This is a genomic window from Zarconia sp., assembly GCF_057467645.1.
Genome location: NZ_JBRJXU010000178.1, coordinates 1 through 15,030 on the forward strand (window position 1 = coordinate 1; position 15,030 = coordinate 15,030).

Here is a 15,030-nt window from a genome sequence, read left to right on the forward strand (position 1 = left end):
GGACAAGGGGACAAGGGGACAAGGGGACAAGGGGACAAGGGGACAAGGGGACAAGGGGACAAGGGAGACAAGGGGACAAGGGGACAAGGGAGACAAGGGGACAAGGGAGAGGGGGGAGAAAATGCGCGCACTAAAAATTCAAAATTCACACTCTTCATCACCGCGTCACCGTGTCACCGCGTCACCGCCTCTTCCCCAACTCCCCGTTCCCCATTCCCCGTTCCCCATTCCCCCTTCCCCATTCCCCATTCCCCCTACGGTAAGATGGCCAGTAAAAATTCTGATGAGATCGTGACCAACTCGAATGCCCCGGCCCCAACCGCACAAACCCCAGTGGCCGATATCTTAATCGTGGACGATACGCCCAATAACTTGCGCTTGCTCTCGGAGATATTGAGCGATAACGGTTATAAAGTCCGCAAGGCACCCAACGGTCGGTGGGCGCTGCAAGCGGTGGAAATCGTTCCCCCCGACCTGATTTTGCTCGATATTCGGATGCCGGAAATGGATGGCTACGAAGTGTGTCGGCGGCTGAAAGCGTCATCCCACGCTTGCGATATTCCGGTAATTTTTATCAGCGCCCTAGACGATGCCACCGATAAGGTTCATGCGTTTGAAGTGGGTGGGGTTGACTACATTACCAAACCGTTCCAGGTTCACGAAGTTCTCGCTCGCGTGAGCAACCACCTCAATATCCAACGATTGCAACAGCAACTCAAAGCCCAAAATACCCAATTGCAAGACGAGATTCGCGAGCGACAAAAAGCCGAATCGGGCTTGCGAGTCTTTCTCCATGCCGTTTCTCACGATTTGCGCAATCCCGTCACGGGGATGTCGATGGTGCTCAACAACTTGCTATCTGCGACTGATACCCCCGATAGCATCCCGATTCCTCGGGCGGTACTCGATCGCATGGCCAATAGTTGCGATCGCCAACTCAACTTAATCGAATCCCTTTTAGAAACCCAGCACGGGGAAATTTGGGGAATTTCTCTCGATCGCCAACGCTTACCCCTCCATACCCTAACCCAAAATTTCGTGGCGGAGTGGCAGCCGATGCTGCAAAAACGCAAAGCCACCATCGAGCATCAGGTTCCTGAGGATTTACCCCCCCTTCTGTTCGATCGCAATCAACTCTGGCGCGTCTTTGAAAATTTGCTCGCCAACGCCCTCAAACACAATCCTCCAGGGCTAAACCTCACCCTCAGTGCCCAACTCGACCCTGATGCTAATTGCGTGCGCTGCACCCTCGCCGATGATGGAGTTGGGATGACACCGGAACAGTGCGCCCAACTTTTCGAACCGTATACGCGGGGCAAAAGTGCGAAGCGGATGTCGGGATTGGGTTTGGGATTGTATTTATGTCGCCAGATTATTGCCGCTCACGGTGGTGAAATTGGAGCGGTTAGCCAGCCGGGTGAGGGGGCAACGTTCTGGTTTACACTGCCGCTGAATCCTCCTGAAAAATCCCCAGTTTAGGGGAATTGGGGGGAGCAGTATTGGGCGATCGCGTTACCAATAATCGGGACTTCACGAAACAGGTTCTGAAGCTCTTTTTCGTACCGCGCGATCGAAACTTCAGAACCCGTTGGCGATTTGTTAGACCTGAATCGCCTCTTGCAAAAGTGGGCGAGAGTACCAGCTCCATAAACCCTCAGTCACAGGCTCGATGTTGAGTTCGCGTCGCCACTCGTCCAAGGGACGCTCTAGTCCTTCTTCCCACTTAATCGGAAATAAAGGCTGAACTTGCCGGGCCATCCGAATGCCTGCAGACACAATGTCAAAGTTATATTCGAGCTGGTCGTCAACTCCTGGATTCTTCTCGTCTGTCAGATAAGCTAACAAAGAACTGAGTAGATTAATGAGGATAAATGCTGGGTAGCCGATTTGACCAGCGGTCACAGAAATCACTCCCAACTCTCCGTAGTCGTCGAAGCTAAACCCTGTCAAGATATGGTGCAGGTCGTGAGTTTTACGAATTCGGTGGGTGATGTAGTCAATATCCGATCGAATGTCGCGAATGCGATAAAACTCGAGATCGTAATTTAACGCACTCAGAACTTTAGCATAGGTCCAGCCCAAGGAATGAGGAGGCATTTCAAGCATCTTCTCAAGGTTGAAGTCTTCCCCGATGTAGCGTTCTTCTAAGACTGTAGCCGAAGCCGGATCGTTGCGAACTTCTGCTAAACATTTTTGCATCAGCGGACTGTCTTGTAGCGCATCTTCGAGATCGAAAACATTCGAGGTTTCGAGTCCCACTCCAGCCACCATATCGGTGATGTTCAGAAACTCTTCGATATTCTCAGGGGTTGCCAGTGCATCAATGTACTTAAATCCCATTTCAATTTCCTCCGAACTTGTGTTGTTGAGCGACGGTTCGATCGACTTTTTTCTGGCTAGGTGCAACTTTACTTCAGACCACAGTCGAGTTACCCGCTCAATGTAGACGTTCCATTCAGACTTATTGCGACTTGTGCGTGAGAAACTCGACACATACATGAGTTTTGTTCATGTATTAATAATACGAGCTTAACTCATGTTTTGTCAACCAGGTTTTCGGATCGCGATTCAAATTGGAGAGCGCTCTAGTGCTGCGACGCAGAATTAAAAATGCGTCTTGAACAGTTGAATGGGACTCAAACCGACACCCCCTGCGCCCACTTTTCGCTAAAAATTCTTACTGTATATCGCGTTCGCGGGTTGAGAACTAGGTCGTTATTTTTGCTGCGTTGCACTCGATTTTGAAAACTCATGGAAAATAACGATCGGGTGGCTATCGCTCCCTCGGAGTACTGGAATTTGCCCTGACAACCGCTCCGGGCAAGTTAAATCCCGACTGTTATGGATGACGAACGCAAATTTTTCCGACTCAAACGCCCCAAACGAACAGGTTTGTGTGATTCAAATTTCTGAAAAATGTCAATGTATTAATCGAACGGCTCCGGGTGATATCGATCGCAATTATTATCGAGCAATATTCTTAAAATAGACTACGGTTTAATGCTGAAATTCTAGTTTCAAGAGAATTCACGATTCTCTCTTATTTCTAGTCCAACTCTCAATTCAGGTTGTATCTAGAGGGTTTTGACTCGGATTACGGATTTTATTTCTTCCTTGGCAATGGGTTTAATGGACAGCTAATTCTCGACTTAGGAATAAGATCGAAACCATTTTAAAGTCAAGTAATTCTTAATTGTTATTGTCGAGCGATATGACCTTTCAATCAACTTCTATTTCGATCTCAGTATCGTTCGTTGGAGCGATCGCCTTCATTTCCTTAGCCCCCACCGCGATATCTCAAACCATTGCACCGGCCAACGACGGCACGGGAACCGTTGTCACTCCAGAAGGCGATCGCATCGATATTCATGGTGGGCAACTCTCCGGAGATGGCGCGAATCTCTTCCATAGTTTCGAGCAATTTGGTTTAAGTGAAGGGCAAATTGCCAACTTTCTCTCGAACCCTAATATTGAGAATATCCTCGGTCGCGTCGTCGGTGGTGATGCCAGCTATATTAATGGTTTGCTGCAAGTTTCTGGCGGCGATTCTAACCTCTTTTTGATTAACCCAGCCGGAATAGTTTTCGGTGCGAGTGCCAGTTTGAACGTCGGGGGAGATTTTACGACCACCACCGCCACCGGGATTGGATTTGGCGAGAACGAGTTGGATGTATTCGGGGACAATTCCTGGTCGAGTTTAGTGGGGAATCCCGATGCGTTTGCATTTGCTACAGCCAATCCCGGAAGCATTGTAAATGACGGGAATTTAGCGGTTTCTACGGGACAGAATTTAGGGTTATTTGGGGGAACTGTTGTGAATACGGGAACCCTATCTACTTCCGATGGCAATATTACCCTAATAGCAGTAGAGGGAGAGAGTCTCGTTCGCCTGAGTGCAGCGGGGAACGTGCTGAGTTTAGACGTGGCGGAAGCAGGAATTGGAGACGAGGATTTTACACCGTTATCTCTGCCGCAACTGCTGGCGGGGGGAGAGGATTCCTCTCATGCGAGTCAGGTGGCGGTGAATGATGATGGAACGGTGAGTTTGGTGGGGTCGGATGTTGAGATTAACCCGAAAGCGGGAACCACTATTGCGAGTGGCGAGTTGACGGCGAATGGGGATGCTTCAACGATTCAAGTGTTGGGAAGCGAAGTTGCCGTGTTGGATGCAACCCTCAATGTTTCGGGAGTTGATGGTGGCGGAAATATTTTCATCGGGGGGGATTTTCAGGGCTTGGGTACGATTCCCAACGCACAAGTCACATTTGTCGATCGCAATACAAATATTTTCGCCGATGCCCTCGAAACTGGAGATGGCGGACGAGTCATTCTCTGGGCAGACGAAACCACCGCATTTCTAGGCAACATCAACGCTCGCGGCAGTTCTTCCCCCACACCCTACACCCCACACCCCACACCCTCAACTGGCGGCTTCGTAGAGGTCTCGGGAAAGCAAAACCTCATTTTTGACGGAACGGTGGATTTGAGCGCTCCTAGGGGAAATTTGGGGACGCTGCTGCTCGATCCGACGAATATTACCATCTCCAACGACCCCACCGATCCGGCGACGGTGGATGGGTTTTTGCCTCAGATTTTGGCAGGGGATTTCGATGGGGAAGATATTACGATCGATGCCGCCACTCTCGCGAGTCAGACGGGAAATATTCTTCTAGAAGCCACTAACGATATCACCCTCGCCGATGGCGTATCTTTGAACTTTGCCGCGGGGGGTTCGATCGCCTTTACCGCTGATTCGGATAATGTCGATGGTGGTGCATTCGTGATGAATTCAGGAAGTTCGATCGATACCAACGGTCGATCGCTCACCATTCTCGCCGGAGATGAGATCGCAACGAGGGATATTACGACTGTTGGGGGAGAACTCACCCTCACAAGTAATAATGGCGGCATCAATACCCGAGGTGGAACCATTGATACCACTGGTAGTCCGGTTACGGGTTCGGTGATGCTATCGGCTTCGGGAGATATCTTGACTGGGGAGATTAGCGCCGATGGGCCCACGGGAGGCAATATTACCCTTAATAGCAGTAACGGTGGTGTCAATACGACTTTCGGAACCCTCAATGCGAGTGGGGGATCGGGTGGAGATGTGGATATCGATGCAGAACTCGATATCGTGACAGTCGATATTACCGCCGGTGGGGGAAGCGGCGGACAGCTCGATCTCAACAGTCGCAGCGGCAGCATCGATACCACTGCCGGAACCCTGTCTACTTCGGGAGGGGTAGGTGGCGCGATTAATTTCCTCGCTGGCGACGATATCGCCACTGGCGATTTGAGAACTACCGGTGGAGGACCGGGTGGCAATATTACCCTAGAGGCGATCGATGGCAATATCGATACCAGGCAGGGCACTTTAAATTCAACTTCCACTGGTGTCATTGGGGGAAATGTCACCCTCACTGCCACGCGCAACGTATTTACCGGCCCGATCGATGCTTCCGGTGGCATTGCCGACGGCAATATTAGCATTACCGCTCAGACGGGAAGTATCGACGTGCAGAATTTGACGATCGCCGATGGGGGAACCGACGATCCCTTCGCGCCACCGCCATCGAACCCCACCACCGATGCAGATTTCGTCAGCGCTTTAACCGGAAACGTTCAACTCGAAGCCCACAACGATATTACCGTTAACGAAGCGATCGTCTCTTCAACCCTCTCGAGTTTGGCATTTAAAGCCGGACGCAATATTTTCATCAATGCCGATATCGATACTTCGGGGGGAAATGGCGATATTACCTTACTCGCCAACGACACCGATCTCGATCCGACGCGGCGGGATACCGGTACGGGGAGTATTATTCAGGCGGCGGGAACGAGTATTAACGCTGGTAGCGGCAACATTTTCGTCGAACTCGGCACTCAAGGGGATGTGGGGGAGATTTTGCTACCGGACATCAATACCACCGGAACCGTCAGCGTCAATTCTAACGGCGGGGTGTCCTTGGGTTCGCAAAATCCGCTGAATATCGGAGATGTGTCGATTTTGGGAGAGGGAGATCTTTCGGTGTTTGCCGATGGGGATCTGAGTGTAACGGGAAATATCGATCTCCAGGGAGGTACGACGGGGAATGTCAACCTCGAAAGTACGGGTGCGATCGATACGACGATGGGAACCCTGAATGCAAATGCCAGTACTCCCGGCGATTTCAATCTAATTGCCGATGGAGACATTACCACGGGAAATCTGAGTATTGGTGGGGGATTGGGAGGTAATATCGCCATCGAAAGCCGGATGGGGAATATCGATACGTCTGCTGGCGCAATTACTTCGTTAGGTGCAACTCAGGGAGATTTGACCCTGACTGCCGAGGGTGATGTTACCACGGGGGAGGTGACAACTTCCGGTGGCAATGTCGTCATTGAAAGTTTGCTGGGAAATATCGATTCCACTACTGGTACGGTTAGTTCCGAGGGATTTCCCAGTGGTGAAGTTCGCTTGAGTGCAGATGGCGATATTGCTACGGCGGATGTGGAAACGACGGGAGCGAATATTGCCATTGAGAGTACCAACGGCGCAGTGGATACATCCGCAGGTGCAGTTATTGCCAAAGCACCCAATAGCGGCGGCAACAGTATCAACAATGGCGATGTCACCATTGATGCTTCCGGTCAAATTATCACGGGGAATATCACTGCGGTGGGAGCGGCCATTCGCCTCACCAGTCAAGACCAAATTAATACGACGGCTGGCGAGCTAAATGTTGGAGGGGATAACCCAGGGGAAATTGTTCTCACGGCGGATGAGGATATCACTGTCGCCAACATTAATCTGTCTGGTTTTTCCAATGAAGGCGGAAGCCTGACGATTACCAGTCAAAACGGGGGAATTGATGCCTCTGCCGGGACGATCGAAATCGAAGGATTTACCGGTGCGGGAAGTTCGACGCTGAGTGCGGCTGGGAATATCCGCACGGGGGATATCAGCGGTTCTTCTGGTGAAGGGAATGGTGGTTTAATTTCTCTAACGAGTAGCGGTGGCAGTGTTACGACTGGGGAACTGAGTACGTCATCCGCGCAGCAATCGGCGGGAAATGTCACCGTCAACGCCAACGGCAGCATCTCGACTCAAAGTATCAGCTCTAACGGCAATCTTCGAGGGGGAGATGTGAGCTTGAATAGTACTCAAGGCTCGATTAGCACCAACGGTGGAACCCTCGACACCCTTTCCGAGAACGGCAATGCTGGCAGCGTTACCGTCGCTGCATCCGGCAGCGTCGCGACGGGGAACATCACCTCGCGATCGCAAACGGGAACGGGGGGAGAAGTTCGCGTCACCAGTACCAACGGCAACATCACCACGGGAGATATCGAAACCTTTACCAATGCCAATGGCGATGGGGGAACTGTTACTCTCGAGAGTAATATCGCCGCTGACAGTTCCATTACCATCGGCAACCTGCGTACGGAATCGGGTTCGGGAACGGGAGGGGATGTCGCGCTGACGGCATTTACCAACGTCACGGCAAGCGATATTACAACGTTTAGTTCTCTTGATAGCGGCGATATCGACGTTCAAATTATCGATGGCAATAATGGGGCGATCGCGATCGGTAATATCACCACGGAAACCACCACCGGCATCAGCGGCGACATTACGATTAACGGCTTCGACATCAATGCGGGTAATATCAGTTCGATCGGATCGACGGGTTCTGGGGACATTACCATCGATGCCGGGGGAACCATTACCACCCTGGATATTTCTACGATTACCGAAACCGGAGACTCTGGCAACGTCGATGTCGATGCCACCGGGGATATTCAAACCGGGGATATTACGTCCACCGGCGATAACAGTGGCGATATCGAAGTCACCAGTGGCGAAGGCAGCGTTACCACCGGAGATCTTACCAGCGAGGCGGGAACGGGAACGGCGGGGGATATTACCGTAGAAGCCTCGGGAGATGTGAATACTGGGGATATTGTTTCTGTCGGGGGTGAAGTCAGTGGAGATATCGGGATCGAGACTCAGGAGGGAGAAGTTAATACAGGGGAACTGACGACGGAGACGGGGGATGTGACTATTAACGGGGAAGTCGTGGGAGAAATCGAGGAATCCCTGCCAGCGATCGAGATCGAAGAAGAACCTAACAATCGAATCCCGACGGAGCAAGTCAATAACGCACCGATATTGCAACCCATCGAGAATAACGACACGCCGATGGCGATCGTGACGCAAGAAGTTCAAGAAGTTGTCGAAACCATCGCTCGCGACAGCAGCCTCAACCCCGCTATTGCATCAAATACAGAAACCGCAAACAAAATCCATCGCGATCGATCCAACTCGAATCATGCTGCCGATGAAACCGTCGAACGTGGCGATTCCGAGGAATTAGCCAACTTTAACATCCTCCCCGAGCCTTCTGTCGGCATCGATGTGGGAGATGTGGCCTCCATCGAACAGCAACGTACCAACGAATATGCTGAATATTTTGGAGAAGGTAGCAGTAATGGAGAGATTTCGATCGCCAATACCAAAGCGGCTTTAGCTCAAATTGCCGATCTAACGGGCAATCAATCGGCGGTGGTGTACGTCACCCTTCTCCCGGAACAAATCGAACTGGTGCTGTTTACCCCCGAAGGGGTTCCCATCCGCCAGGTGGTTCCCAACGTCAGCAAAGAGGAGGTTCTTGCGAGGGCGCGGGAGTTGCGCCGTCTGATTACCACTGCTCGCTACCGCCATTCCGATGTCTATTTAGAAAGCGCCCAACAACTTTACCAATGGCTCATTGCCCCCCTCTCAGAGGAACTCGCCGCAGCCAACACCGATACCCTTTTATTCTCAATGGATGAGGGATTGAGAACTCTCCCAATTGCCGCACTCCACGACGGCAAGCAATTTCTAGTGGAAAACTACAGCTTCAGTCTCATTCCCAGTCTCAGCCTCATCGATACCCGCTATCGGCCATTGCAGAATACCCAAGCCTTGGGCATGGGAGCCAGCAAATTTGCCGATCTCAATCCCCTACCGGCAGTTCCCGTGGAGTTACTCGCCATTACCCAAGACATTTGGCAGGGGAATGCATTCCTCAACGAACACTTCACCCGAGAAAATTTGATTGCCCAACGCCAAGAATTGTTCTATCCGATCGTACATCTGGCCACCCACGGAGAGTTCAAAGCAGGCGATCCGAGTAATTCCTACATTCAACTGTGGGATGAGAAGTTGCGCCTGAACGAATTGCGACAGTTGGGTTGGAATAACCCAGCCGTGGAACTGCTGGTGCTGTCCGCTTGTCGGACTGCGGTGGGGGATACCGATGCGGAGTTGGGATTTGCTGGATTGGCGGTGGCGGCTGGGGTGAAATCGGCACTGGCGAGTTTGTGGTACGTCAGCGATGAAGGAACGTTGGCGTTGATGACGGAGTTTTATGACTACCTGAGTGACTCGAAGATTAAAGCCGAAGCGCTACGACAGGCTCAAATGGCGATGATTCGCGGAGAGGTGAGGGTGGAAGGGGGTCAGTTGCGCGGTTCGGGGATTCGCGGCAGTATTCCCCTACCCCCAGAACTGGCCAATGTGGAGAATACCAATCTTTCTCATCCGTATTACTGGTCGGCATTTACTACCATCGGCAGCCCTTGGTAGGGCGATTCTCCAAAGGAGACGCTTCGCGAACGCATCTAATCTAATTGACTAGTTTTGACTGACACGAGGACACGGAGAATCGGAGAATCGGAGAGGATTTGAGCATTTGATTTTGAGAATATACGATTTAAATGCGCATGAGCTTAAGATAAGCTGTCACAACTGCTAGATTCGGGATGGAGTAGCTCATGGGACATCGAAAAATTTGGAAGGAGATCGGTTTGGCTCAATTCGCGATTCTCGGTAGCGATCGCCCTTCTTGGTTTGTCTTTATTATGGTGTCAGTCTCCTCTCATTTTCACCGAACGACAATTGGGTAAACTTTGGTTTAAGTCAGTTTATAGCGGTATTCAGTAAGGGCGCGGACAATCCGATCTAATATGAGCGTATCTTTTATCTTTCTCCCCCTGCTTCCACCGCGATTGCCTGCTCCCCCTGCTCACGATCGCTTGTGTCCTAACGCGACTGAATATGGCTGTAACGGCTCGCTCCCATCCCCAAGTCGATCGCCATGAACGAAATTTTGACCAACCGTTCCACCTTGCTTCCTCCCCAGGGAATGCTCGTTGCATCCCGCGCTTTGGCTGCCGCACGCACTTCTCTGATTGCGTTTCTGATTGCTAAAGGTGCCGAATTGAGCGGTGGCGCAGCTCATCCGATTTCCTATTGCAACATTTTATTTGTGGGAAACCTGTGTGCGTCGTTGGTGGTGGGGTTTTGGTTTGGATTTGGCAATATTCTCGCGGATTTAAAGGGACTCAAACCAAAGGTGCTGATTGGCTTGTTCCTCAATGGCGGTTTGGCGACACTGCTGTCGGCACTCATCTTTATCGGGTTGCAATATACCAGCGTGACAAATGCCGTGTTGCTCGGACGCTTGGGACCGGTGTTATTTGCGTTGGTAGGGGCGATGATTCTGGGCAAACGAATTCGATTGAATGAATGGTTTGGGTTTTCTCTGATTGCGGTTGGTGTTATTGCGATCGCCCTGAAAACGAGTGATTTTCAAGTCAATCGCGGCGATTTGCTCATCCTCCTTTCAACCGTTGTTTTTGCCGCATCTTCCCTGGTAAATAAGCTGATGGTTGCCAAAGCTGCTACGTTGCGAGTTGTGGTTTTTTCGCGCAATTTTATTTCATCCGTTATCTTTTTCTGGATTGCTATGGCGCTATTTGGTCCCGAACACTTTGGCGATGCCTTCAGCGGTCAATTGTGGATTGTGATGTCGGTGTACTCGCTGATTGTTATCGTGCTGGCACAGTTTTTGTGGTATGCCTCGATCGAGCGTCTCGATTCGAGAACCATCGGGCGCTTGACAGTACTCTCGCCCATTTTTGGCATCACCTATGCGTTGCTACTCAATGGAGAACGTCCCTCTGGCATTCAAGTGGTGACGCTGTTTGTCATCATGCTGGGGGTATTTGTGGCGAGTGTGGGTAAAGCAAAAAAAACCGAGTCGAAGCCGGAAATGGCGATTCAGGAACCCGAAAATACGGCATCGACTCCGTAGTGAGGGATGTTTTAGATTTTAGATCGGGAGTTTAGAAAAAATTTCGATCGAGAACGAGATAGACTCATAATCTATTATTTTTTTACGTTCAACTCCCCACATCAAAAATTAAAAAAATCAGTTCGTTTAATGCAGATCTGTTATTTGTATCACAAATATCGGATCTATTTTTTGGTGAGATTACAAATTATAGCGCTTCGCGCTAGTGTATTTACACAAATCGAAGAAATAGGTATTTTCCATTCCCCATTCCCTATTCCCGATCGCTAAAAATTTGTAATGATACCGGCGCGAACTGCTATATCAAAAAAATCAGTTGTTTCTCATGAAAATAAAATACTTTGATTCAGATCGACTCAGAGATTTTTAAGGAATCAGTTTCATAATAAACATATACAAATCAATTCAATTCACAAAAAATAAAACTAATTAATTTTTAAGGCAGCCCATCGTCTTGTTTGTGCTAAGTCGATCGATATTTCGGGATTTTCCCTCGATTTATTTAAATTCATGAAATTTTATTTGTAAAAAAAATACACCCAATACTTTTCTTGACTGTGATTTAATAATGGGCGATCTGGTCGATCGCTGTATTCAATATAATCTGATATCGCCCGAAACAAGGATAGATAACGATGGATAGTCTAGGTGTTAGTGTCGTTGAGTTACTAATTAATGCCGTACGAGCTTACATATATGCTGGGTTGGTATTTTCCGCAATTTTTGTCATCTTTTTGATTCGACGAGTTGACCCGGATGCCACTGGATGGAGTATTGGATTTCGCTTGGTTATCGTTCCGGGACTGTGTGTCTTTTGGCCGATGTTCGTCACTCGGTTGATTCGAGGCAAACAACGCCCCACGGAACGCAACGCCCATCGAATTGCCGCTGCTCGCGCCATGCCAGACGCAATGCAAACTTCAACCCCAGACTCAATCTAAGGAGGTCGATCGTGATTTTATCTCGCCGTCAAACCCATTTCTATGCCGCTGTTGCCTTGGCTTGTACTCTGTCCGTTGTCTTTTTGGCAGGTTTGCTGTGGCGACCGACTATTCCCACGGTAAACGAATCAGCAGACGAACTGTTTGCGATCGCCAATTTTGTCACCGACTCTCAAGCAGATGTATCTGCCAACAACCTAAAACCGTTATCTGACAACGGCATACAAGTTTTTGCCCAAACGATCGCCCCGTCAGCAAACGCAACCGTTCTCGAAGTGCAACCCGTCCGGGAGATTCAGTATGCAGACGTGCTGGTGTACTGGATTGAGGGCGATCGACCTCCAGAAGCCACTGACGAAGCCGCAGACGAACAAACCCCCGATCGCATCATTGCCGAAAATGCGGTGCTGCTGGGTCAGTTATCGGGCACCCATCGCCGCCACTTTCCCCTACCGGCGGCCATTCAAGGTCAATCCGGACACCTGATTCTTTACAGCCGAGGGCAAAATACCCTCATTGCAGCCTTTCCCTTCACCTTCGCCCCCAATTAATTCTCAATTCATCATGAGTGTTGGCTACAAAGCGATTCAGTGGAATCGACAAAAAATTATCTACGATGTCATATTACTCACCACGGTGGGTCTATATATCTGGGGTTTCATGACCCTGACGCAGCATCTCGGCAGCGACTTGGATATTCGCGGCGTTCGCATTCGCGCCTACGGTTCCGCTGCATTTCTCCTCCTGCATGTCATTCTTTCCATCGGTCCCCTGTGTCGCCTCAGTCCCAAATTTCTGCCGCTATTGTTCAATCGACGGCATATGGGGGTGACGATGTTTTTCCTGGGCTTAATTCACGTGGCGGGGTTGAAACTCTCAGATTCTCTAGAGGCGATCGGAATCGAGCTATCCCGCTTTCCTTGGGAGTTTGACGGTGCATTGACTTGGTATCACGATTTCGGAAACCTCGACCCGTTGGTGAGCGTATTTGTCAGCAACAGCCACTACGGTAACTTCATTCTCTTTCCCTTCGAGTTTCTCGGGGCTGGGGCACTGTTTATCTTGTTTCTGATGGCGGCTACCAGTCACGACTTTTGGCTGGCAAATCTGACCGCACCGGTTTGGAAAGCGCTGCACATGGGCGTTTACCTCGCCTACGGTCTGCTGGTGGGGCACGTGGTTCTCGGGGCATTGCAAACCAACAAGCACCCGGCACTCACCCTAGTGGTCTTTGCGGGTATGGTTTGGATCGTCGGATTGCATCTGGTGGTGGGGTATCGGGAAGTGCAGCGGGATAAGATGACCCTGCCGCCAGCAGTCGATGGCTTCGTAGAAGTGGGACGGATTTCCGAGATTCCCGAGTCCCGCGCCAAAATCGTGACGATCGCCGGAGAACGGGTTGCCATTTTCAAATATGACGGCAAACTCTCCGCCGTTTCCAATGTCTGCCAGCACCAAAACGGACCGTTAGGAGAAGGCAAAATCGTCGATGGCTGCATTACCTGTCCCTGGCACGGTTACCAATATTTACCCGATTGCGGTGCGTCGCCGCCTCCCTTTCACGAGCGAATTCCCACCTTTGATGTGCGGTTAGAGGGCGATCGTATCTGGGTTCGCACCACCCCCAATCTCCCCGGAACCCGCGTCGAACCCGCAATTATCTCCTAATGCGATCGCCCATTACCCTTGTCTTCCCATGCTCCCGAAGAGGGCGAAGCATTTGGATTGGTCAAGTTTCGTTTTACCCAGAATTTATCGCTCAAATGCTTTGCCCCTACAGCCCTTATCTCCCTTATCTTCCCCCTCTCCCCATCACCCCATGACTCAACCATCACCCCCAACCCAGGACGAATTTTATATCAACTACGCATCGGTTCCCCCCAGCTATCGCCGCTTTCTCCTGCGATTTATCCCCCTGCTGGTAGCTGGCGTGGTTCTTTTTGCCCTATTCTTGCCAGGACTTCACGACCAATTCAATGCCGGAAAAATCCAAGGCACTCAGGACTTAGAAGGTTTATTGGTGGCCGACCCCGTCCCCCACATCGTCGTTCCTCGCCCCGGCAATGTCACTTCCAACGTCCCGTTTTCTCGCTACGTACTTTCAGGTACGGGCAAAACCGACCCCAAAGCATCGGTGTTAGAACATCTCGGGAAGTGGGTGAAGCTCAACGGCATCGTCGTCTCCCGGAATCATCTATCTGTGATTGCCGCCCGATCGGCAGAACCGATCGAACCACCCGCCAACGTCACCATAACCCCCGATGCTGGAACCTCCCTAGGTCAATATTCCCTCAAAGGAGAAATCGTCGATGGCAAGTGCTACCCCGGCGTGATGAAGCCGGGACAAAGCAAAACCCACCGAGGTTGCGCCATCCGCTGCATCAGTGGGGGAGTTCCAGCCGTCTTTCGAGTTCAAAATAACCGCAATGACGTGATGTATTTTCTCCTCGCGGACGAACAAGGAAAAGCCGTCAACGATCGCATTCTCGATCTCGTTGCCGACCCGATTCAAATTTCTGGGGAAGTGATTCAATACGACGATATGTTCGTCATTCAAGCCAATCCCGAGACTTACCAGCGAGTTTAGAAGCTTGGGAGGCTTCGGGGGCTTGGGAGGCTTCGGAAGCGTAAGAAGAGTTAACAATACATAGTGGGAGCATCTTGCTCCCGTTTCCCCCAATTCTCCCGTTTCTCTCCGTCCCCGCGTCCCCGCGTCTTTCCCTCCCCCGAAGAGGGCGAAGCATTTGGAAGTCTAAATGTCGTTACACCCATAATTAATCGCCCAAATGCTTTGCCCCTACAGCCCGGTACAGCCCCGTATCTATAGCAACCGTCAGGGCGGTTTAGGCATCGTGAAGGTGAGCTTTCTTGAGCAGGCAATCGCGGTGAGTAGGGGGAGAGAAGAAAATGCGAGCCTTGAGCTTGATTTCTCGAGTGTCCTAACCGCCTTGGCGACGGCTATA

The 15,030-nt window shown here is 50.7% G+C and carries 8 protein-coding genes; 7 read left to right on the plus strand and 1 reads right to left on the minus strand.

Annotated features, from left to right (window positions below; all coding sequences use genetic code 11):
- The coding region (locus AC2215_RS26630; protein ID WP_486813063.1) for a hybrid sensor histidine kinase/response regulator at positions 1–1,479 on the plus strand (1,479 nt) is incomplete at its 5' end.
- Positions 1,480–1,599: 120 nt separating this feature from the next.
- Here the strand turns inward: AC2215_RS26630 and AC2215_RS26635 are convergent.
- A complete protein-coding gene (locus tag AC2215_RS26635) occupies positions 1,600–2,340 on the minus strand; it encodes a Coq4 family protein (protein ID WP_486813064.1) in 741 nt (246 codons plus the stop codon).
- Positions 2,341–3,211: 871 nt separating this feature from the next.
- Here AC2215_RS26635 and AC2215_RS26640 point away from each other — a divergent pair.
- From AC2215_RS26640 to AC2215_RS26665, 6 genes are all read left to right on the plus strand, one after another.
- On the plus strand, positions 3,212–9,616 hold the full coding sequence (locus AC2215_RS26640) for a CHAT domain-containing protein (protein ID WP_486813065.1): 6,405 nt from the start codon (positions 3,212–3,214) through the stop codon (positions 9,614–9,616).
- Between the two features lie 511 nt (positions 9,617–10,127).
- Positions 10,128–11,126: a DMT family transporter gene (locus tag AC2215_RS26645; RefSeq protein WP_486813066.1), complete on the plus strand. Its 999-nt coding sequence runs from the start codon at positions 10,128–10,130 to the stop codon at positions 11,124–11,126.
- 635 nt (positions 11,127–11,761) lie between these two features.
- On the plus strand, positions 11,762–12,067 hold the full coding sequence (locus tag AC2215_RS26650) for a hypothetical protein (RefSeq protein WP_486813067.1): 306 nt from the start codon (positions 11,762–11,764) through the stop codon (positions 12,065–12,067).
- Between the two features lie 11 nt (positions 12,068–12,078).
- The gene (locus AC2215_RS26655; protein ID WP_486813068.1) at positions 12,079–12,618 is read left to right on the plus strand and encodes a hypothetical protein; all 540 of its coding nucleotides are present in this window, start codon (positions 12,079–12,081) and stop codon (positions 12,616–12,618) included.
- Positions 12,619–12,631: 13 nt separating this feature from the next.
- Complete coding sequence (locus tag AC2215_RS26660) at positions 12,632–13,735, plus strand: Rieske 2Fe-2S domain-containing protein (protein ID WP_486813069.1); 1,104 nt, start codon at positions 12,632–12,634, stop codon at positions 13,733–13,735.
- Between the two features lie 151 nt (positions 13,736–13,886).
- Positions 13,887–14,654, plus strand: a complete 768-nt coding sequence (locus AC2215_RS26665; RefSeq protein ID WP_486813070.1) for a hypothetical protein — start codon at positions 13,887–13,889, stop codon at positions 14,652–14,654.
- Positions 14,655–15,030: the final 376 nt, after the last annotated feature.

Coding starts and splice junctions, on each gene's coding strand:
- AC2215_RS26660 (WP_486813069.1), top strand. CDS start 12,632: ATGAGTGTTGGCTACAAAGCGATTCAGTGGAATCGACAAAAAATTATC.
- AC2215_RS26640 (WP_486813065.1), top strand. CDS start 3,212: ATGACCTTTCAATCAACTTCTATTTCGATCTCAGTATCGTTCGTTGGA.
- AC2215_RS26645 (WP_486813066.1), top strand. CDS start 10,128: ATGAACGAAATTTTGACCAACCGTTCCACCTTGCTTCCTCCCCAGGGA.
- AC2215_RS26665 (WP_486813070.1), top strand. CDS start 13,887: ATGACTCAACCATCACCCCCAACCCAGGACGAATTTTATATCAACTAC.
- AC2215_RS26635 (WP_486813064.1), bottom strand. CDS start 2,340: ATGGGATTTAAGTACATTGATGCACTGGCAACCCCTGAGAATATCGAA.
- AC2215_RS26650 (WP_486813067.1), top strand. CDS start 11,762: ATGGATAGTCTAGGTGTTAGTGTCGTTGAGTTACTAATTAATGCCGTA.